30 protein-coding genes are annotated in these 21,286 nt (G+C 29.9%); all 30 read left to right on the top strand.

The genetic code is table 11. From position 1 onward, the window contains the following. The first annotated feature begins 1 nt into the window (after position 1). The 30 genes from BUA21_RS02840 (at position 2) to BUA21_RS02695 (ending at position 21,269) form a co-directional block, all read left to right on the top strand. Positions 2–568: a hypothetical protein gene (locus BUA21_RS02840; RefSeq protein ID WP_072743160.1), complete on the top strand. Its 567-nt coding sequence runs from the start codon at positions 2–4 to the stop codon at positions 566–568. 42 nt (positions 569–610) lie between these two features. Then, positions 611–1,306, top strand: coding sequence for a DUF2786 domain-containing protein (locus BUA21_RS02835; protein ID WP_072743159.1), 696 nt, complete (start codon positions 611–613; stop codon positions 1,304–1,306). A 171-nt stretch (positions 1,307–1,477) separates the two neighbouring features. Continuing rightward, on the top strand, positions 1,478–1,585 hold the full coding sequence (locus BUA21_RS15315; protein ID WP_072743158.1) for a putative holin-like toxin: 108 nt from the start codon (positions 1,478–1,480) through the stop codon (positions 1,583–1,585). A gap of 328 nt (positions 1,586–1,913) precedes the next feature. After that, positions 1,914–2,525, top strand: coding sequence for a hypothetical protein (locus BUA21_RS02825; protein ID WP_072743157.1), 612 nt, complete (start codon positions 1,914–1,916; stop codon positions 2,523–2,525). Positions 2,526–2,606: 81 nt separating this feature from the next. Continuing rightward, positions 2,607–4,577: a hypothetical protein gene (locus BUA21_RS02820; protein ID WP_072743156.1), complete on the top strand. Its 1,971-nt coding sequence runs from the start codon at positions 2,607–2,609 to the stop codon at positions 4,575–4,577. Between the two features lie 70 nt (positions 4,578–4,647). Continuing rightward, positions 4,648–4,971 carry a hypothetical protein gene (locus BUA21_RS02815; protein ID WP_072743155.1) on the top strand — a complete coding sequence of 108 codons (324 nt, stop codon included), beginning with the start codon at positions 4,648–4,650 and terminating at the stop codon, positions 4,969–4,971. 5 nt (positions 4,972–4,976) lie between these two features. Continuing rightward, on the top strand, positions 4,977–5,648 hold the full coding sequence (locus BUA21_RS02810; RefSeq protein WP_084604114.1) for a DUF6710 family protein: 672 nt from the start codon (positions 4,977–4,979) through the stop codon (positions 5,646–5,648). A 66-nt stretch (positions 5,649–5,714) separates the two neighbouring features. Further along, positions 5,715–6,578: a DUF7768 domain-containing protein gene (locus tag BUA21_RS02805; protein WP_072743154.1), complete on the top strand. Its 864-nt coding sequence runs from the start codon at positions 5,715–5,717 to the stop codon at positions 6,576–6,578. A gap of 28 nt (positions 6,579–6,606) precedes the next feature. Then, positions 6,607–7,173, top strand: a complete 567-nt coding sequence (locus BUA21_RS02800; RefSeq protein ID WP_072743153.1) for a GNAT family N-acetyltransferase — start codon at positions 6,607–6,609, stop codon at positions 7,171–7,173. A 173-nt stretch (positions 7,174–7,346) separates the two neighbouring features. After that, on the top strand, positions 7,347–7,583 hold the full coding sequence (locus tag BUA21_RS02795; RefSeq protein ID WP_072743152.1) for a hypothetical protein: 237 nt from the start codon (positions 7,347–7,349) through the stop codon (positions 7,581–7,583). Positions 7,584–7,597: 14 nt separating this feature from the next. After that, positions 7,598–8,992: a hypothetical protein gene (locus tag BUA21_RS14515; protein WP_072743151.1), complete on the top strand. Its 1,395-nt coding sequence runs from the start codon at positions 7,598–7,600 to the stop codon at positions 8,990–8,992. A 22-nt stretch (positions 8,993–9,014) separates the two neighbouring features. Further along, positions 9,015–9,236 carry a hypothetical protein gene (locus tag BUA21_RS02785; protein ID WP_072743150.1) on the top strand — a complete coding sequence of 74 codons (222 nt, stop codon included), beginning with the start codon at positions 9,015–9,017 and terminating at the stop codon, positions 9,234–9,236. Next, positions 9,233–9,481 (top strand): hypothetical protein, encoded by a 249-nt coding sequence (locus BUA21_RS02780; protein ID WP_072743149.1) that lies wholly within the window; start codon positions 9,233–9,235, stop codon positions 9,479–9,481. Before BUA21_RS02785 ends, BUA21_RS02780 begins: the two co-directional genes overlap by 4 nt. Continuing rightward, on the top strand, positions 9,459–9,941 hold the full coding sequence (locus tag BUA21_RS14865; protein ID WP_072743148.1) for a hypothetical protein: 483 nt from the start codon (positions 9,459–9,461) through the stop codon (positions 9,939–9,941). The genes BUA21_RS02780 and BUA21_RS14865 overlap by 23 nt, the downstream gene beginning before the upstream one ends. Further along, entirely contained in the window at positions 9,910–11,397 is a 1,488-nt protein-coding gene (locus tag BUA21_RS02770) for a VirD4-like conjugal transfer protein, CD1115 family (RefSeq protein WP_072743147.1), read from the top strand. The genes BUA21_RS14865 and BUA21_RS02770 overlap by 32 nt, the downstream gene beginning before the upstream one ends. 46 nt (positions 11,398–11,443) lie before the next feature. Continuing rightward, positions 11,444–11,728, top strand: a complete 285-nt coding sequence (locus BUA21_RS02765) for a hypothetical protein (RefSeq protein ID WP_143147120.1) — start codon at positions 11,444–11,446, stop codon at positions 11,726–11,728. A 21-nt stretch (positions 11,729–11,749) separates the two neighbouring features. Further along, a complete protein-coding gene (locus BUA21_RS02760) occupies positions 11,750–11,983 on the top strand; it encodes a DUF6133 family protein (RefSeq protein WP_072743145.1) in 234 nt (77 codons plus the stop codon). A 50-nt stretch (positions 11,984–12,033) separates the two neighbouring features. Next, positions 12,034–12,855, top strand: coding sequence for a conjugal transfer protein TrbL family protein (locus BUA21_RS02755; RefSeq protein ID WP_072743144.1), 822 nt, complete (start codon positions 12,034–12,036; stop codon positions 12,853–12,855). Positions 12,856–12,864: 9 nt separating this feature from the next. Next, the gene (locus tag BUA21_RS02750) at positions 12,865–13,071 is read left to right on the top strand and encodes a mercury transporter (RefSeq protein ID WP_072743143.1); all 207 of its coding nucleotides are present in this window, start codon (positions 12,865–12,867) and stop codon (positions 13,069–13,071) included. 14 nt (positions 13,072–13,085) lie between these two features. After that, positions 13,086–13,406: a hypothetical protein gene (locus BUA21_RS02745; RefSeq protein ID WP_072743142.1), complete on the top strand. Its 321-nt coding sequence runs from the start codon at positions 13,086–13,088 to the stop codon at positions 13,404–13,406. A 1-nt stretch (position 13,407) separates the two neighbouring features. After that, positions 13,408–13,806, top strand: a complete 399-nt coding sequence (locus tag BUA21_RS02740) for a prepilin peptidase (RefSeq protein ID WP_072743141.1) — start codon at positions 13,408–13,410, stop codon at positions 13,804–13,806. A gap of 15 nt (positions 13,807–13,821) precedes the next feature. Further along, the gene (gene cpaB / locus BUA21_RS02735; protein ID WP_072743140.1) at positions 13,822–14,649 is read left to right on the top strand and encodes a Flp pilus assembly protein CpaB; all 828 of its coding nucleotides are present in this window, start codon (positions 13,822–13,824) and stop codon (positions 14,647–14,649) included. Next, positions 14,555–15,406 (top strand): AAA family ATPase, encoded by an 852-nt coding sequence (locus BUA21_RS02730; RefSeq protein WP_200796497.1) that lies wholly within the window; start codon positions 14,555–14,557, stop codon positions 15,404–15,406. Before cpaB ends, BUA21_RS02730 begins: the two co-directional genes overlap by 95 nt. Further along, positions 15,399–16,727 carry an ATPase, T2SS/T4P/T4SS family gene (locus tag BUA21_RS02725; protein ID WP_072743139.1) on the top strand — a complete coding sequence of 443 codons (1,329 nt, stop codon included), beginning with the start codon at positions 15,399–15,401 and terminating at the stop codon, positions 16,725–16,727. The genes BUA21_RS02730 and BUA21_RS02725 overlap by 8 nt, the downstream gene beginning before the upstream one ends. Positions 16,728–16,738: 11 nt before the next feature. After that, a complete protein-coding gene (locus BUA21_RS02720; protein ID WP_072743138.1) occupies positions 16,739–17,671 on the top strand; it encodes a type II secretion system F family protein in 933 nt (310 codons plus the stop codon). 16 nt (positions 17,672–17,687) lie between these two features. Next, positions 17,688–18,560, top strand: a complete 873-nt coding sequence (locus tag BUA21_RS02715) for a secretion protein F (protein WP_072743137.1) — start codon at positions 17,688–17,690, stop codon at positions 18,558–18,560. After that, positions 18,557–18,964 (top strand): DUF4320 family protein, encoded by a 408-nt coding sequence (locus BUA21_RS02710; protein ID WP_084604112.1) that lies wholly within the window; start codon positions 18,557–18,559, stop codon positions 18,962–18,964. The genes BUA21_RS02715 and BUA21_RS02710 overlap by 4 nt, the downstream gene beginning before the upstream one ends. Further along, positions 18,961–19,500, top strand: coding sequence for a hypothetical protein (locus BUA21_RS02705; protein WP_084604111.1), 540 nt, complete (start codon positions 18,961–18,963; stop codon positions 19,498–19,500). The genes BUA21_RS02710 and BUA21_RS02705 overlap by 4 nt, the downstream gene beginning before the upstream one ends. Positions 19,501–19,530: 30 nt before the next feature. Further along, positions 19,531–20,382: a hypothetical protein gene (locus tag BUA21_RS02700; RefSeq protein WP_072743135.1), complete on the top strand. Its 852-nt coding sequence runs from the start codon at positions 19,531–19,533 to the stop codon at positions 20,380–20,382. Between the two features lie 77 nt (positions 20,383–20,459). Beyond that, a complete protein-coding gene (locus tag BUA21_RS02695; protein WP_072743134.1) occupies positions 20,460–21,269 on the top strand; it encodes a hypothetical protein in 810 nt (269 codons plus the stop codon). Positions 21,270–21,286 lie beyond the last annotated feature (17 nt).

Raw genomic sequence — 21,286 nt, 5'->3', positions numbered from 1 at the left:
TATGGATTGGAGGGGATTTTGGATGGAGGTAATAGTAGCTTCGTTGATAACAGGAGTTTTTGGGGTATTAGTAGTTTTAATTACTAATATGTTTGTAGATAAAAGGGGATACGATAAGATTGATAGAAAAATTGGATATATAAACAATGAAACATTAACTAAGCAACACGAGAATATAAGTAATGATATTAGTTATAATACTAAGAAATTAGAAAAATCGCAAGATAAAGAATTCAATAGAATTTACACTAAAGTAGATAATATAGATAAAGAAATATATAGCAATAAAGAAAAATATCAAAATCTTAATCTTGACCAAAGAGAGATTAGGAATAATTTAGATAAACTTTTATTTCAATGGCAGAATCTTATTACAGAAAATAAAGAATTGAAGAAAGAAGTTGAAGTTTTAAAAGAGCAGAATAACACCTTAACTATTCAAAATACTAAAACTCAGGAAATCAATGAAAAAATGTATAAACAGCTACTAGATTTAAGTGAAGAATCTAGAAAACAGAAACAAAATCTAGATTTAGAAGTTGAAGATGATTGGGAATTAGAAATATAGAATAATTCCCTTTAGTATTATTGCAAGGACTTGGTGATAAAAATGAATGAAAATATAATTTTAAGGATAAAGAAGCTGCTGGCGTTAAGTGAAAGCTCAAATGAACATGAGGCAAAGGTAGCTATGCTAAAAGCTCAAGAATTACTTGTAAAACATAAATTATCTATTAAAGAAATAAAAGAATACAAAGAGATAAACGTGATAGAAGAAAAGACAGATATAACATTTAGACAAGCTAGGTGGAAGGGAAGATTAGCAAGTCTTATAACTGAGAATTTTGGTTGTTGTCACTATTATAAGACTAGATATAACCATACTATAGTATTTATAGGGAAGGATGAAGACGTAGAAGTATGCAAGATAGTGCTTGAATATGCAATAGATTCTATAGAGAGTGCTGTAAATAGATTGAGGTATCAATATAGAAAGGAAGGTTATTCTACTAAAGGTTTAGAAAATGATTATGCTTTAGGATTTATAGAGGGATTAGATACTGCTTTTGAAAGACAAAATGAAGAAAATCAGGAATGGGGGTTAGTATTAAAAAAAGATAAAGAAGTAGTAGATTATTATAATAATATAAACTTTACAGGAACTGTTTATACTAATACTAATTTTCAAGGATTCAATGAAGTATATTTTAAAGGTGTAGAAGATGGTGAAAATTTTAGCATATCAGATAAAATTGCAGGAGGAGAAGATGAATATTCGGAGTTAAAGGAAATATTTAGCGGTTAAAGATTCAGATATATTTAAATGTTTTTTAGGTAAGATAATAGTTTGCAGATTAAAAAAGTTAGTTGATATATTGAAATTAAATGTATTTGATGATAAACTTAGGACAAGGTAATCGGAAAAAGCAGGGTGTGGTTACCACCTCATTTCACAAAAGAAAGGAGGTGGTGCGATATGAATACATATGAAGCTATATCATTAATGATTATGTTTTCTATGTTGGTAATATCGCTAATCTCCTTAATTATCAATATTTTGAGAGATAATAAAGGGAAAAAATAATCACCCTGCCGGCCTGCAGAGTGATTAAACTTATTTAATCAGCTGTGGCAACCGCACCATTGCGGTACCGATTACCTTTAATAGTATTATACCACAATATTAACTAAAGTAAACATATATGTTGTGCGATTTTATAGTCAATAAATCTAAAAAGTAGGATAAAGCTAAGGGTTATTGAAAAAGAAATCTTTCAAAGTTTTCAGAAAATTAGACGTAAAAAGCTTTAAAAACTATTGTTATTAAGCTATTTTTAGGGTATAATGTAAGTAAGAAGATGGATGGAAGAATTGTTAAATTTACACATAAACACTATAAAGGAGGTCATGCTATGTTGACTAAAAAGCAGGAAAGAATGGTCTTGATTGTAGGTATTGCTTTAATCATAGTTTTAAGTGTAGGATTAGTTAAATTGAATCTTAAATATGCACAAGAAAATGAAGTGGCAGATAATGAAGATATAGAAGATGAATCCATTGACATAGAGGAAGAGAAAAAGGAAATTAAGGTACCACCAATTGAACCATCTAAAAAAGATAAAGATGTAGAGCCTAAATACAAAGAAGAAGTTAAAGAAATAGATGGAAACAAAGTTTTAGTTAAACCTACCCCAACACCTAAAGAAGATGAAAAACTTCCTGAAGGTATGGAAAAGCCAAAGACAGAACCAAAACCAACCAATCCACCAAAACCAGTCAATACAGAAACCGCTGATAAAAAAGACAATAAAACAACTAAAGATAAAAATAGTGACAAACCACCTACTTATAAAGAAGAAGAAAAGCCTAAAGTTGTAAACGGTGGTACAGGTGAAGATGGTGTTCTTAGAGATTTAAAGGGAAATCCTACTGGACTGAAACCTGCTACCAATGTTGAAGAAGTTAATGGTTCTGACTTAGGAGAACCAGGAGATCCAGAAATGGGCCAAGGTGATAAATTTTAATATATCTATTAAATAAATTGAAACACAAAGAACTCTTTAAACAAGGGTTCTTTTTATTTTGTCAAAAAGGAGGTTTTAAATTTGAAAAGGGCAGTTAAAGTTCTAGTTGCATTGCTTTTGTGTATAGCTCTCCTTCCCATTTCTGTTTTGGCAGATGGTGGAGGGGATGACAATGCAGGGAGTGGTGATGGTGGGACAAGTGGAAAAGTAGATGGCAAAGGTTTTTATAGAAGTGGAGAATGGATGTACAAGGTCTCTTTGTATGTAGGACTGTCAGATACAGCGTTAACCAGTACATCCTTTTATTGTGGCTACAAAGCAGTAGGAGATCCTGTGTTTGTAAAACCTAAAAGTTTTTCTTTGCCTAGTGGTGTAATCTTTGGAAAATACAATAAGGTAGAATATCTAAGAGGCAAACCATTGGTTTCTGATAACAATCCTAAAATAATAACTGATAATCCTCCTGCAATACCAATCACTAATGGAGGTAGATTATCAGCTGTTAAAAATTATTTTGGAGATTCAGGAACTTTAATTAGACTTATAAATAATGTAGCTAAACAACAAGGCACAACAAGAGAAGGATTAGTTAAGAACACTGAATTTACTATAGGTGGCAAGAAGGGAAAGCAGAATCCTAATGATATTCTTCCCTTGAAGGGATCAGATGGAAAGTATAAGAACAAAGTACCTTGGGTAATTATTTATGAACCTATTTGTATAGCTCATCTTAAAGATGGCAATACAAAATTAGCTTTTACAGCTACAGAATATGCAATGGCTCAAGAACAAGGCCTATTCAATTTCTTTTATTCTGGCAAGGATGCTCAATATATTGCAGGTATGACTCACTGCAATCTTCCTAATAGTGTTGTTCTTGAAAAAGGGTGGTTTGATTATAAGGCTTTTCCTCCTACTCAGAACAATCAAAAGTGGGACAATAGAAGAATAATGCGTGGTGGTGGCTGGGGTATGAGAATTATGTATCCTAATGGTAGCGATGTTAAGAAACCTATTGAACCACCAGAAGAAAATGGTGATTATAGAGTAGATACTGATGTAATTACATCTTTTTGGATCTATACTGATAGTAGAATAACTCCTGAAAGTCCTACTACAGTTACTTTCTATGTTGATGGAAGTATGGTTGAAATTATGGATGTAGTTCTTCCAGAGGGAGGAAGTCAGCTTGTATGGGCAAAATGGCATACACCAAAAGAACCAACAACTGTAAATGTTACTGCTGAAATAGCTGGTGGAGGATATTTTAGCAATGAGGAAAAAAGGACAAGTAAATCTTTTAAAATAGTAGACATGAATGAAAATGTTCCACCAGATCCAAGAGCAAAAGATTACAATACTGGAAAACCGGTTCAAAGACCAAATGGATGGATGGTTCCCAGAGTTCCAATAAGGGTTAACAATACTACTGCAACATGGGGAGACTGGTCGGCTTTTTGGAAGTCTAATTGGGTATGGCATGAGAATTGGGAGAAAGTAGGGACGGGAATTTTTGATGAAAAAGGTAAAGAAACATATGAATGGGTAGACAATGGAGAATGGGTAGATGAAGGCGATTGGGAATATTTCTGGAATAGCTATAGTGCCTTTTTATCTGCAAACTATAAAATTAAACCTGATGATAAGGTTCCAACAGCAAAGCAGTTCTATGATAGGTGGGAGATGAAGTCTGGGTATGGGTTAAATATAGAAGTTGATGTTGCAACTTCAACTGATGCACCAAGTTCGGCTGTTACATCAGCACAAAATGTAATAAGCTATTTCCCTGAATTTAATTATAATACGTATTGGAGATTGTCAGAGAAAACATCCAATAGGAAATTTGAACTACAAAAAAATAAGTATTCACCTAATGAGCGAAGGGTGCACTACACTCCTTTATGGTTTCCTGATGATGAAAAGTATACACCTTATTCAGAAGTAATTGACCTATGGACTCCAGCTGGTATGCTATCAGTTGGATTGGATGATTATATTGATATAAAAGGCAATGTATTTGATGATTGGAGAGTAGTACCAGCAGAACCTTAATAAAGATATGTATTAGATGTCTTTATTGATTGTGTTTTTGGAATGTTATATAATGGGAGTGAATAAAAGAATGGATGAAAAAGAAATTATGAATATTATTAGGCAGCCTTCACTGTTAGAATTAAATAATCAAAACAATCTATTAGCAAAGGAAGCTTTAATAAGGTTTACGAAAGAATTATCAAAATGTAAGCCATCTAAAAAGTATAGTTCTCCCACCTTCATTCATACATCTTACTATATTTTTTTATATCTTTTAAAAAAGGAATTAGATAATAATAATTATATACGTGCTTGTAGCGAAATAGGTAGTCTTGCTTATAGAGATGATATTTTTCAAGGGAGAGTTTTATATAATCTATCAGATGTATTAAAAAAACATTTTAGGATGTGATTCTATTGCTTTTTAAAAAGAAAAATAAAAGCAAAACTGGAAATTCTGATATTGCTTTTGGATTTAAATTTGCAATGGATTATATTGAAACAGTACTAGAATATGAAAAAACTTTAGAAGACAAAATAAATATGATTGATTTTTTTATGGAAGTTACCAGAAGAGATATTCAATATGATTTATTATCCAAATTTTTATATAGTGAAATGGACGATATTAAAATTGATTTTCCATTTGCAATGGATTATTTTATTTCAAACTCAGATTTTCCAAATAAGGCAGTATTAATAAGGAAAGATAAAACAGTAGATTTATCTCAAGATACAATAATATTATTACCTTGGGATAGATATGCATTTTCTTATACAGTGAAATCAATATTACAAAATGGTTTTAAATATATAAAATCCAATCATAGGGGTTATTATTTTTCAGATATAGATTTGTGTTATGTTTATAATGGAAATCATTCAATTGCAACAGGGATTATTAAGAAAACTGGACAAATTAGAGTAAAAGAATATGATATAAAAAACTTATTTAAAGATTTAACAACAGATGGCTTAAATTGGTATATAAATGGAGAGAAACAATTAATTAAAGTATTTGATTTTCGCATATCAATTTTATATGAATTGGCAAAAACTAAATATAATCTTACAAACAACAGCTTATAACAGGCTGTTGTTTTGTATATTTTAAATTTTTAGCAATGCTATTTTATATGTGAGAGGAGGAGTTTTTTGAAACTTATATATGTAAGTTTTCCTTTAAGTGATAACTCAAAATATAATAAGGAAAATGTAGATAAATATTGTAAATATGCATTAGAACAAAGATGTTTGCCTGTTACACCCATTGCTATTATTGAACAGCTTGAAAGAGTTTCTGATGGGAAAGATCAAATTTTTAATAAAAGGTTAGAATTGATTAAAAGATGTGATGAATTATGGTTTTTTGAGAAAGAGTACACTTCAAATATGATTAATGAAATACAAGTAGCTAAGTCTTTAAATATTGCAGTTAGGTATATAGACTTTGAAGGAAAATCAGATAAGAGTAACGTTTTAGAAAACTATCAATCTAAATATGAAAAGGCGAAAAGGGTGTATAATTATCAAAAATATCTAAAAGGTGTAAATGATCTTCTATACTCTGGTGATTTATATAAAATTGATTATAGCTTTAAGTCATATTTAGAAGGTAGAATAGAAGATGATGATATTTTATCAGAAACGCAAAAAAAATATTTAAGTAATAAATTGCACTCTTATCCATTTACGTTTGACTATTTGGATAAAGGGTATAGATATATATGGAATTTAAATAATGATATAAGAAACGATACTCTTTATGTCAGAACCATGTATTTCATTAAATTTTTAGAGTGGGGAGACAAAAAAGTTAGCTTAATGAAAAAGATGTTTAATTTTATAAGGAATGACAAAGCTATTTCAGAACACAGAAAGAGGAAAATTGTTGAAGATTTATATTATGAGATTGTAAAACAATCTGAATTAGAAAAGCATCCTAAAAATTTTATGCTGAAGGAGATATATAAATACGAAGATATACACGATTTGCTTGAAGCGTTTTTAGAGGATTAAGATAATTAGTTTATGGGGGAAATATATTATGTTATTTAAGTGGAAGAAACTATATATTCTTGCAGAAGAAAGATTAGAAAAACAAAGAGAGTATATAAGGAAAATTAAAAAAGACAAAATATCATATGATAATATAATGGATAATCTTAATTTTATTTTAGATAAATATGATGATTATAATATCAATATGTATTTATATAATGACCAGCCATATTATATTGTGGAAACGTGGGTACCAGATATATGGGAAAATGATTATACTATAGAGCTTCATACTTATAAACTTGAACAAGTTCCAGTAAGAACATCGCCTATAACTGAATTAAGTGCTAAATTGAGGTTAAATGATTTCTATGAAGAAAAAACTGCATATATAGAGTCAATTGATACAATGAAAGAATTGCGTCAGGGGCATGGAAGTCAAATATTGAAGAGGTTTATTTATATAGCTAAAAATATAGGAGTAAGTAAGATAAAAGGTAAATTATATATTGATACTCCTATAGGGATAGACAATTTAAAAAAGTTTTATATTAAGAATGGATTTACTGTTAGAAAAGAGAGCTTTTTTATAGTTCTTAAAGAACATATTTAAATTTAATATTTACAATGTATTTTTAAAAGGACAGCCAATAATAGGCTGTTTTTTTGATGCCTAAAACTTGATAATACTATAGGGTATGCCTAGCCTTCTAAAGATCCTCAAAATCCATTTTAGAAGGCTGTTTTTAGGAGGTGAAATCTAAAAATGAAAAATAGGAGGTAAATATGATTACAGTAGATGAACTTAAGGAGAATATTTTAGGACTAGAAATAGGTAGCGAATATGCAATTTTTAAAAAAGGGAAATCAAGAAATAAAAAAACAAATATTTTTAAGGGAATTTTTATAGGGGAGTCAGGAATGGATAATGATTTCTATATATTTAAATCTATCAATGGGTATTTAGAATGTTTCCTTAAAATTGATTTTCTCATTAATGAATATGGAATTAGAAAGATATAAAGAGGAGTGAAGAAATGGGTAAAAAAAGCTTTTTAAATAGGCTAAAAAGAATTTTTCTATATTTGAATCATAAGTATGATCAATTACAAAAGAGTGAAATAATATTAGGCGAGAACAAAGACTTACCAGTATATTTCTATAGAAAGCCCGATTTTGGCTGGATGCAGATGCGAGAGATTCGTTTAGGATTAGAGAAAGGGCTTGATGTCAGTCATTATGCAAAAGAAGATATAAGTGTTGAACAGATGGAGGAAATAAGATTAGGATTAGAAAAAGGTTTGGATGTATCACTTTTTAATAATACCGATTTTGATTGGATGCAGATGCGAGAGATTCGCTTAGGATTAGAGAAGGAGCTTGATGTTAGCCATTATGCAAAGAAAAATATGAGTGTTGAACAAATGGAAGAAATAAGACTAGGATTAGAAAAAGGTTTAGATGTATCACTCTTTAATAATGCTGATTTTGATTGGATGCAAATGAGAGAGATTCGTCTGGGATTAGAAAAAGATTTGGATACATCTTTTTATGATAGTCTTGAATACAATTGGCAACAGATGAGGGAAATAAGGCTTGGAATGGAACGAGGAATAAATGTTTATGAGTATATAACTCCAGAAAATAGTTGGGAAGAAATGAAAAAAAGTCGATTAGAGCAATTGAGAGAAAAATTCATGGAAACTAATTCATTAAGTTCTTATACAAATTTTTATGCAAATAAAGAGGTAGAAAAATCAAATGAACTTAAAGAAAAATCTCAAAATATAAGCAGAGTATCAGTTGAAAAAGATAAAACTAGGGATATAAAAAAGGAAGACAATCTAAAAAATAAAAGGGATATTGAAGATGAATTTAATTTATCAAAATTTGACGTTAATATGATATTTCCACAAATAAAAAAATACAATACAGAACAATTGCTTAAAGAAAATATAATGAGAAAGTATTCATCTCCTAAAGAAGCTAAAAAGACATTTAATATACAGAAAAAAAGAATTGAAAAGTTGATTGACGAAGGATATATAGAAGTAGTTGATAATAAATATTCTATTACTCAAAAAGCAATAGAAGAATCAAAAGAAATAAATGAGGAGTTTGAATTTACTTCATATGATTCTAATAAAGTTTTTGGTTATATATTAAAGGCAGGTGGAAGTTTAACTTTAAAGGAACTTAAAAATCAAATTAAAAAAGAATATACTGATGAAATATATGCTAATAAACAGTATGAATATTTGAAAAAACGTTTAGAAAATAATTTTAAAGAGGGGTATGTTATAAAAAATGAAGATGATTCTTATTCTATTTCTAAGTTAGGGATGGAAAAAGCGAAAGAGATAAAACAAAAAGAACCAAAATTAAATGAAAAACAATTGGAATTTGAGACAGAAGAAGAAATTGAAATTTAAAATAATTTTAGGAGGCTATAAAATGACTTGGAAAGTATCATATGCTTTACTATTATTGATAATACCATCATTGGGATTATTTATTTATAAAAAAATAGCAGAACCTATATCTTCATATATTGTCAATGGGAATATAAGGATTGTAGAGGATGAGTATGACTACATTTGTAGTGAAAATGAAAGATTAATAAATGAAATAAGAAAACTTCAAAAAATAAAAGAAAAGAAGGGAGATATGAAATGATTTTTTTAATGACAATAGTGCTTATTATTTTTTCACTTCTTTTCACATCTATAACAATAGAACTGATGAAAAAATATAATAATGACTATAAAACGCTAAATATAGATGAGTGGAAGAAACTAAAAGTTATTAATATGGCATTGAAAAAGAAAAAAGCAATATTAGAAAGGGAGGTTATACAGATTATTTTGCAAGAAGATGAACAAGAAGGGAGGGAAATGTTTGAGCAAACAGAAGAAATTTAAAATTGGAGTATCAATTTTAATTCTTATATTAGGAACTATTGGCAGTATATATTTTTCTGTGTATTTAGATACTTTGTTGTCTAAAGGCAAAATTGATATTCATATTTTCAAGATTCAAAAATCATTTGAGATAATAAAGAACAGTAGAAATGCTTTAAAGCTACTTGGATGTTTTGAACTGTTGCTAATAATAATGAATTTTATTTACTTTTTTTCAAATGACAGAGCTTATGAGAGTGACTTGATACAAATTACTCCAGCAATAAGTATTCCTGTACCAGCAGGTCAGAAACAACATGGCTCCGCAAGATTTATGACGGAAAAAGAGAAGGAAAAAGCTTTTACTATATTAGAAATTAAACAAGATAAAGAGATTAAGAATTTATTGAAATATGGATATGATGATTTAAAAAATATGAAGGGAGGTGATGAAAATAGAATTAGTTCAAGAAATTGTTGAGAAAACTCCATATTTTAACGAAGCAGGTATTGTACTAGGAATGTCAAAAGAAAAAGGGACAGAGAAAATATATGCTATAGGAGATGATGTTCATACTATTTGTATAGGTTCCACTAGATCAGGAAAATCTAGACATGTAGTTATACCAACTATTTGTACTCTTGGATTAGCTGGAGAAAGTATGGTTATGTCAGATCCAAAAGGAGAACTATATAATTATACAACTCCATTTCTAAAAAGATTAGGTTATGAAGTTATAGCAATAGATTTTAAAAATCCATTAAAAAGTGATAGATATAATTTTCTGCAGCCTACAATAGATGCAGTTAAAATAAATGATATTCCGGGAGCAATAGAATGTGCATGGGATATTACATCAGCTTTAGTGGGAGAAGCTAAAGGTGAAAAAATATGGACAAATGGAGAGGCTTCAACTATAGCTGGATCTATTATGAATGTGGTGTATGATAACAGAGGTAAATATAATACAAAGTATCAAAATATGACTAACACATATTTTTTTATTGCCAATATGTACAAGACTATTGATAAATCAATGCCTATTACAGATTACATGAAAGAATTAGATGCTGCTCATCCTTCTAGGGGACTTATAGCTATATCAGAAATAGCTCCTTCAAAAACACGAGGGAGTTTTTTTACTGCTGCTTTGACAACTCTTAGGTTATTTACTAATCCTAAGATATATTCTATGACTAACAAAAGTGATTTTGATCCTAAAGATTTAGGTAGAAAAAAGATGGCTCTATTTATTATTTTGCCTGATGAAACAACGACTTATTATAGTTTAGCAAGTCTCTTAGTATCACAAGTTTATGAACAGCTAGTAAAGGTTGCAGATGAAAGAGGAGGAAGACTAGAAAGGAGGGTTAATTTTATACTGGATGAATTTGGAAACTTTACACAAATTCCCGATTTTGCGACCAAACTTACAGTAGGAGGAGGAAGGGGGATTCGATTTAATTTATTTTTACAAGATTTTGCACAGCTAGATAAAAAATATGGAAAAGAAGAATCAAAGATAATTAGAGGAAACTGTCAAAATTGGATTTACCTTCAGACTAATGATACAGAAACTTTAGAGGAAATATCAAAAAGACTTGGAAATTATACAGTTTCAACATATTCTTTAAGTTCTTCTCATGGAAAATATTCAGCAGGTTCATCTTCTCAAAGTATCAATTTAACTGGTAGACCGCTTTTGACAACCAATGAAATAAAGCTTATTGAAAGACCTTATAGCTTGGTTATGTCAAGAGGAAATCCAGCTATAATGTTTGCTCCTGATTTAAGTAAATGGGAGTTTAATAATATGTTAGGACTTGGGAATGAAGAACATAACAGATTAGTTAGGGAAGCAAGAGAAAATAGACGACCTGCAAGAAAAGGAGATGAAAAAATTGCCTTATGGGAAATTTGGAAGATGTACGAATAATAGAAAAAGGTATACTAGTAAAAGTAAAATTTTTATATTTTTAATAATGTTTTCAACAATTCAAGCAAATGTTGCATTTGCAGAAAGCATTCAAAACTCTAAAATAGCAAAAGGCCTTGAGAAGATGCTCAATGACCTTGGTTCTTATCTTCCTGTTGTTGCAATTCCAGTTGGTATTGTATTTACTGCATATTTTTTCATCAGAAAAGGTGCAGCAGATGAGATGGATCAGAAAAAATGGGCTACAAGAATAAAGGTTGCAATAGGATGTACAATAGGTGCAGTTGTTTCAGGAGCCATTATAACTGTAGTTAGTGGTTATTTTAAATAAACTAAAAAGGAGGAAAATTTTATGGAAAGAGTAAAGAAATCAATAGGTAAAAGATTCATGGGGTTTCAAACAAAGATGTATAGAAAGATTAAGTGCAAACAAGGAGGAGAAGGTTATGTAGATTCAGGAATCAAAATTTTAATGGCAGTAGTGATAGGTGCTTTAGTATTGGCCGGTATATATGCCCTTTGGGGTGATACAATAATGCCAACGTTGAAGACACGAATACAAGATATGTTCAATTATAAAGGATAAAACGAGCAAGACCTTTAGCTCGTTTTTCTTGAAAAGAAAGGAGTTAGTAAATGTCTAAATTAATAATACTCCTTATTACTGAATTTCTTGAAGGATACTTAGATACTTTTGGTGATAAGCTTTTAAATGTTGTTTCTATTGCATTGTATCCTGAAAAAGTCATGTTCAGTATGAATGTAGGAGGATTTGATGATGTTTCTAAGATATTTCTGGAATTTGGAATTTCAATGATAGTATTAAAATTTTTGAAGAAGGGCTTTGAAACTTATATACTTTGGACAGATGGGGATCCTGATGCTGAACCAGTTGGGCTGCTTATTAATTTTTTTAGAGCAATGGCCATAGCTTTATGTTTTGGTGTAATGTATGGATGGTTAGCAAATATAATAATAGATGGAACAGATAGGGTATTAAATGCAATAGGGTTAAGCACTGATATTGATTTTTCTTCTTTGTTAGCTAGGATAGTTAATGGAAGAATATTCTATGCGGTGTTTACACTTGTATTTTTTATTGTCTATCTAATTCTTTACATTCAGTTTATAGGTAAAGGAATACAGATGTTGATGTTGAGAATAGGTCTTCCACTTGCTTGTGTGGGGCTAATGGATGCAGATAAAGGGGTATTTAAAACCTATATTCAAAAACTTTTGCAGGTTTCATTAACACTTTTAGTCCAAGTTGTATTAACAAAACTTGCATTTACATTTATGATGGGTGGAGATTCTTTATGGGGGCTTGCTGCTCTTATAATGGGAATTAGAACTCCGCGATTTTTGCAAGAGTTCCTAGTATTACCTGAAGGAAATGGAATAAGCAATATTTATTCAGGAGCAAGAATATTTCAGATGCTTAAATTTGCAGCGAGATAGGTGAAAAACATGGATACACTTGTAGAATTATCTAATGTTCTAATTTGGCTTGTACGGGCAGGAGTAGGTGCCCGTATAGCATATTGCTTTGTGAAGGCTACTCACAATGAAGAAATAGAAGTATATAAAAGAAGGATGAGGAATACACTTATTTTTTATATACTTGCTGAAAGTGTATGGCAGTTAAAAGATATTGCTATATACTATTTTGGGTAGGGGGAGGTTTGATTATGGAAGAAGATAAATATGATTTATATATACCTATGGGATTAAAGGAAAAAAATGAATATTGGGATGGATTTGGAAAAGATGAAGCTATAAAAACATTGATTACTGTTGGGATATCAACACTGATTGATGTTTTTATTTATTTTATTACTAAAAATATAGTGCTTTGCTCTGTTGTTTTTTTAACTTCTATTGGAGGTAGCATTATGTTTTTTGTAAAAGATACTACAAATTTATCGGCTTATAATCAAATTTGCAATATGATAAATTTTGCAAAATCCCAAAAAAAGTATGAATATAAATCTTTAGATGAATTAAAGTAGTATGTTAGCATTAAAAAACTTGATTTTTACGATAACTTTGGTATATGCAGGATATGAAGATTTAAAAAAAAGGATTATTCCTGATAAAGTTCATGTGATAATCATGATATCTTCTTTGCTTTATGATTTCAGTTTATTTCAATCTCTCATAGGTTTTTTTGTTCTTCCAATACCGTTTATAATGGCAGTTTTGTTTGATGAAAATAGTATAGGAGGAGGTGATATTAAATTAGTAGCTGCTATAGGCTTTTTTCTAGGACTGATGAAGGGAACCATAGCTTTAATCGTAGGACAGTTTCTAGCTATATTTGTAACTGTTGTTTTTAAAAGAAATAGAAAAGATACAATCCCTATGGCCCCATATTTGACCATAGGGTGTTTTATATCACTTTTGATTTGATAGGAGGATGATATTTTGGCAAAAAAATTTCTAAAAAATAGAACTGTTTTAGGAATAGCAAGTATTGTATTAGCTCTTGTAATAAGCTTTGGTATTACTCCTTTGCTGAGTAATGCTATGAAAAGTCAAGTTGAGATAGTACGAGCTGGTAAAGATATAAAGAAAGGTGAAAAGATAACTTCGGATAAAGTTATCAAGATAAAAGTAGGAGGATATAATTTACCTGGAAGTGTAATAAAAAAGTCAGATGATGTTGTTGGGAAATATGCAAAAGAGAATATATATAAAGATGATTATTTTCTATCTTCTAAAATTTCAAATGTAAAATCCAATATAGATTCATATTTATACGATCTAGGTGAAGATAAAATGGCTGTATCAATTACAATTAAAAACTTTGCAGCTGGTCTATCGGGAAAATTGAAACCAGGAGATATTGTATCTGTAATATCTACCAATGAGGATAAGAGTACTTCTATTGTTCCTGAATTAAGATATGTTGAAGTATTGGCAGTAACTACCAAAGAAGGAGCAGATAAGGAAGAAAGGGATATTGAAAAAGAAGAAGAGGAAGAACTTCCAGCTACGGTAACTCTTATCGTAGGAGATGTACAAGCTGAAAAACTTATTATGTGTGAACAAAGTGGAAATATTCACCTTGCATTAGTTTACAGGGGATTAGAAAAAGAAAAATATTTACAAATTCAAGATGAATATATTCAATCTATAAAACAGGGAGGGGAGAATAGTGGAGAAGTTGAAGAAGATGCAGATACCAAAGTTGAATTTACCCAAAATACTAATGCCGAAATTGAAGGAGAAAGGCAAGATTCAGAAGAATAGTCAATATAAAAAGGAAAATCAAATTATAGCAGTATGGGGTAGTCCTAGTAGTGGAAAGACTGTGACAAGTGTGAAAATAGCAAAGGAACTTGCAGCAAGAAAAAAGAATGTTATAGTTGTTTTTGATGATGTTTTTTGTCCTTCAATACCTGTTTTTTTCCCTACTTTAGAGAAAAAAGAACAATCTATAGGAAAGGTACTGACTTCTCCAAATATAGATCAAGAAGTTATATTGGAGAATTGCATTACGCCAATCAAGAATAATTCATATATAGCTTTTTTAGGTTATATGAAAGGAGAAAATTCTTTGACTTATGCTGAGTATACAAAAGAAAGGGTTGTAGATCTATTGATTTTAATGAGACATTTGGCAGATTATATTGTAATAGATTGTTCCAGTATAATAACAGAGAGTATATTAACAATTTGTAGCCTTGAAATAGCCGATAAGGTTATAAGGCTATCAACAGCAGATTTCAAAGGAATTTCATATTTTCAATCGGTACTACCTTTATTAATAGATCAACGATTTCAGCTTGATAATCATTTAAAGGTAGTTTCTAATGTTAAAGACTATCAAGCTCAAGATACTATAAACAGTGCAATAAAAGGAAATGGAATATATCTTCAGCATATAGATGAGATTGAGAGACAATATACTGAAGGATGCTTATTTAATGATTTGAATTCGAAGGAAGGAAAAGATTATGAAAGAATAATAAAAGAAATAATACAGGAGGTAATAAGTATTGAATAAAGCTGAATTGTTTTTTAAGTCAAATGAAAAATCTTTTCAGGAAGTACTCAAAGATGTACAAGAATATATTTCTTCAAAATATGCAGTAGTTATTTCAAAAAATAAGAAAACTCAAGAAAAGCAATTAAAAATGTACATTTCAAAGTATTTGATGGATTATAATATTTCAGTTGAAGAATATACAACAGAGCAATTGATAGAAAAACTTTATGCTGAAATGGCAGAATTCTCATTTTTAACACCATATTTATTCTCTAAAGATATTGAAGAAATTAATATAAATTCATGGGAGGATATAAAAATAACTTTTTCTAATGGAGATGAAGTTTCTCCAGAAGAGAAGTTTTTATCTCCTGGTCATGCTCTTGATGTTGTTAGGAGATTATTGCAAAATTCAGGTATGGTACTTGATTATGCAAATCCTGTTGTAAGGGGACATATTGCAGGAAATATAAGGATTACTGCTTTTTGTCCTCCTGTAATTGATGATGAGATAGGAGTCGTTGCATCCATAAGGTTAGTTAATCCTAAAAAATTAAAGATAGACGATTTTGTAAGACTTGGAACTGCTACGGAAGAAATGTTTAATATATTAGCTGATTTATCAAGATATGGTATCAGTATATGTGTTGCAGGAGCTACTACTTCTGGCAAGACAACATTGCTTGATGCTATTCTTTCTACCATCCCTGACGATAAAAGGATATATACAATAGAAAACAATGTTAGAGAGTTTAATTTAATTAGACGAGATAAATATGGGAAAATTACTAATTCTGTAGTTCATACAGTAACAAAAGAAAGTGAAAACCCAAAGGAAGTTGTTGATCAGGAAAAACTTTTAGAGTATGCGCTTACATCAAACCCAGATATAATAGTTGTAGGGGAAATGAAGTCTGCTGAAGCTTTTGCAGCTCAAGAAGCAGCTAGAACTGGTCATGGAGTGCTTTCAACAGTTCATTCAAATTCATGTGAAGCTACTTACAGAAGATTTATAACTTTATGTAAGCAAAAATATGACATGAAAGATGAAACACTTTATACATTAGTGACTGAAGCTTTTCCTATAATAGTATTCACAAGGAGACTAGAAGATAAGTCAAGAAAAATTATGGAGATAACAGAATGTGAAATATTGTCTAATGGAGATAGAAAAATTAATACATTATATAAGTATAATGTAGAAGATGTAATAGAAGTTGATGGAAAAAAGAAAGTTATTGGACAGTTTGAGAAAGTAAACAATATTTCTCTAGGGCTTCAGAAAAGGCTATTGGAAAATGGTATGCAAAAAAGTGTTTTACAAAAAATTGTATCATAGGAGGGAAGAGATTGAGTACTTTCTTGAGTATAATATCTTTTATAGCTTTCACGACAGGTGGCTTTATTCTTCTTAACCTGTCTTTTTTTGATTTTACAGATGATTTGGCTAGCTTTTTAAATAAGGAAAAGAAATTAACTATAAAAGAAAAAATAAACCAGATAAATAGTACTGAAGATAGAGGGATTAGAAAAGTTGTAAACGAAGCTAAAACAATATTAGAAATAACAGGTAGGAGTGAAAAGATGAATGTATTATGGATAGCTTCAATAATATTTTTTATTATAGGAGTAGTTTTTTCACTTTCTGTTGGGAACATATTTCTAGTCCCTGTATTAGCTATAGGACTAGCACTTTTACCTTTTTGGTATATTATTTATACTTCTCATTCTTACCAGAAGGAAACAAATGAGGAGTTGGAATCAGCACTATCTACTATAACTACTTCGTATTTGAGAAGTGAGAATATTATACAAGCTGTAGAAGAAAATATAGATTATTTAAATCCTCCGGTATCAGAAGTTTTTAGCTTTTTTCTTTCACAAACCAAGTTAATTACTTCGAATACTAAACTTGCTATAAAAAATATAAAACCTAAAATTCATAATGAAGTTTTTCAAGAATGGTGTGATGTCTTAATTTCATGTATGGATAATAAGAATTTAAAATATACATTAGTTCCTATAGTTCAGAAACTTTCTGATGAAAGAGTTGTATCAGCAGAACTTGATACTATGTTGTATGAACCTATGAAAGAATATATTACTATGGCGATTCTTCTTTTTTCAAATATTCCTATAATTAAAATGCTAAATAAAGATTGGTATAAAATACTTGTTACTACTATCTGGGGAAAGGCAGCTTTAGCTGTATGTGTTTTGGTAGTGTTTATATCTCTAGGAGGTGTTATAAAACATACAAGACCAATAGAGTATAAAGCATAGTAAAAGGAGGATTAAAATGTATACAATAATGCTTTTATCGTCTATATTTTTTGCTTTTGGATTGTACCTTTTAATTTCAGAAATTGTTAAAGTTCCAACTATACAAACATCTAAAGGAATACTTTCTTTAGGAAAAGGATCAGCCAAAGCAAAAAATATAGATATATATTTAGATGGTGTGGCTGAAAGACTATCGAAGTATATAAAATTAAATGAGTACAAAAGAAAAAAGTTACAATCTCAACTTAAAACAGCAGGTATAAATAAAACACCTGAAAAACATATTGCTTCTACTATAATAAAAGCAGGAATTCCAGTATTATTTGGGATTCCCTTTTTATTTGTTTTTCCAGTCATGTTTCCAATATTACTTGTAGTAGGATTAAGAATATATTTTAAAGAAGTACGTTTTCCAGAGGAGAAGATAAAAATAAAAAGGGAAAAGATAGAGAATGAACTGCCTAAATTTACAAGAGACATAGAGCAAAATTTGAAATCTACGAGAGACATACTTTTCATATTAGAAAATTATAAACAAAATGCAGGACAAATGCTTAAAGACGAATTGGATATAACTACTGCTGACATGAAGACAGGAAATTATGAAACAGCTTTAACGCGATTTGAAACAAGGATTCAAAGTCCTATGCTTTCTGATGTAATAAAAGGTCTTATTGCTGTGATAAGAGGGGACAATGCTGTAGTATATTTTCAGATGCTTTCTCATGATTTTAAACAATTAGAATTACAAAAACTTAAGCAAGAAGCTGCTAAAAGACCTGGGAAGATTAGAAAATATTCTCTATTGATGCTTGGATGTATGATATTGATTTATGTTGTTGTCTTTGTAGTAGCAATTTCTCAAGGAGCTAAGGGGTTGTTTTCATGAAAAGGATAATAAGAAAGATGAGAGAAAAGAGAGGAGACGGTTACATAGATGTTGCCGTTTTTGTTTTAGTTATGGTACTTGTTCTTGCCACAATAACAAAGGTAGTTCCAGCTTTTATTCTTAAAAATCAATTAAATCAATTTGCAAGTGAAGCATTAAGGCAAGCACAAATAAAAGGTGAAATTGATATAGATTGCAGTGAAATATCAAAAAATTTAGGAATTACTCCTGAAGAGGTTATATGGGAAGCAGATACTTTTTCAGAGAAAAAAATACAGTTAGATGGTGACATATTAGTGATAGCAAAGGTAAATTATGATATTGGTTTATTTGGGGATTTTGGTTCTTTTTCAATACCTCTTGTAGGTAAAGCTTCTGGAAAGTCGGAGGTGTATTGGAAATGACGAAAATATTTAAAAACAAGCTAAGAGAAAAGGAGGGAGGGATGTTTATACTAATAGTATCAATATTGTTAATAGCTTTAATTGTATTAGCTGGAGTTTCTGAATATATGAGATTACAAATTATTGCAAAAGGGGTTAGAGATGCAGTTCAATCAGCAGTAATATCTGTTAGTACGGAAAACTACGAGAATGTATATAGCTCATCAAGAGAAGCATATTCAGCAGGATATAAATATGATGAAAATGAAGAAGAATGGAAAGAGAATATTGATACAGGAGATGTATATAAGAAGCTTGATGATTTATTAGGACTAGAAAAAGATGGGGGTTATCATGTAAAAAAAATAGATTCAGAGTATGAGTATAAATTATCAAATCTTAAAGTTGAAATAATCAACTCACCTTTAAAATCTAATGATAAATTTTCAGCGGAAACATTTATCAATCTTGAAGTTCCGCTATCGTTTGGCTGGGAACACTTACCGCCAATGAAAATAAGATTAAAAGTGAAATCAGAATACATGGCAAAATTTTAAATACTTTGCAAAGAATGAGGAGGTAGTGAAATGAAAATACCGTTTGGTAAGGTGATTTTAACCTTGGTAATGGTTAGTATGATGGTCTTTGGTAGTATAGGTACTGCACAGGCTAGTGAACCTTTGTATTATTATGAAAAGTACAATCTAATAAGATATGATAATGATAGATCTGTTAATGACGGAGATTTATTAAAGAAAAATAGCAGTAATTATTCTATCTATCTTTATAGAGATTACTATTTTTCAAGTACCGAAGGCTATCAAGGCACAAATGGTGAACGGGTATTTTGGGCAGACATTAGTGGTAATTATTATTATGTGACTTCAACTAAAGTTCAAAAATATTCTTTTGCAACTAGACATAGTGATGGAGATTTTGATTATTATTACGAGACAATAAGGAAATGCGATATAATTACTCCTCGAAAAGGCTCTTTTGTTGGTACTGTTACAGGTACAATAAATCAATATCCTTCAGATGGTCTACAAGGAGACTACTGGTATGTAAGGAAAGGCTTAGTAAATAATAATCCAACTTTAACTTTAAGTAATCCAGGAGAAAATGATTATTTTGGTAAGGAAAAAGCAATAAACGTATCTGGTTCCGTAAAAGATGTTGATAATGGTGATACTTTAAGTGTAAAATATACAATTAATGGGATATCAACACATACTAATAAAACTTTACAAACAATAACAGCAAATGGAAGCAGTCAAAGTTTTTCAAATAGTATACCCATTGATAGTAGTATACCACAAGGTATATATACTTTAAAAATATGGGTTGAAGATGACAAGGGTGGAAAGTCTAATGAGATTTCAAGGACTATAAAAATAGATAAAACTTCTCCAACTATGAAAATAATAGTTGGAAAATAAACTTAACTTAACTATTGGGCGGAATTTTCCCGTCTTTTTTATATTAATAAAATTAAAGTTTAGGGAGGAATTTAAAAATGAAAAAGCTAAAAATGGCTAAAGTATTGGGATTAGCTTTAATATTAAGTATTGTGGTAATGCCCTATAATTCTATAATGGCATTAGCAGATAATGATGATGTAACTATTATAGTAAATACTGATGAACCTACAAATCAGGACATTGTTATAACGGTAGAAACAAGTGATGATTTAAGTGGCATAAAGGAAATAGTGTTGCCAGACGGGACTAAGGTAGAGAAAGAATCAACTGAATTTATAGTAAGTGAAAATGGAAACTATCAATTTAAAGTATACGATAATGCATTGAATGAAACAGTAGGTTATGTAGAGATTAAGAACATTGATAAACAAAAACCTATTTTAGAACTCGTGCCAAGCACAATTAATCCAACAAATCAAGACGTAACTATAACTATTAAAGCTACTGATGAAGGTAGCGGAATCAAAGAAATAATTTTGCCAGATGAAACTAAGATAGAAGAGGAATCAGCTGAATTTATAGTAAGTGAGAATGGTAGTTATACTTTTATAGCAAGAGATAATGCAGGAAATGAAACAGAGGAAGTAATAGAAATAACAAATATAGACAAGGTACCACCAGTGATTACGGTAGATGATTACACAAAAGAATGGACTAATAAAGATATAACAGTTAAAGTAAGTACAGATAAAGGAACATTAAATGAGACAGAATATATATTCACGGAAAATGGTAGTTTTACTTTTATCGCAACAGATGAAGCAGGAAACATAACAGAGGAAATAGTAGAGATAACTAATATAGATAAAGTAAGACCAATACTCAAGATAATTGTAGGAGAATAATTTAAAGAGAGTTGGGG

It is taken from the genome of Sporanaerobacter acetigenes DSM 13106, from assembly GCF_900130025.1.
GTDB classification, from domain to species: domain Bacteria; phylum Bacillota; class Clostridia; order Tissierellales; family Sporanaerobacteraceae; genus Sporanaerobacter; species Sporanaerobacter acetigenes.
The sequence above is the reverse complement of the archived record's forward strand: the minus strand, read 5'-3'. Positions and strand labels throughout refer to the sequence as shown.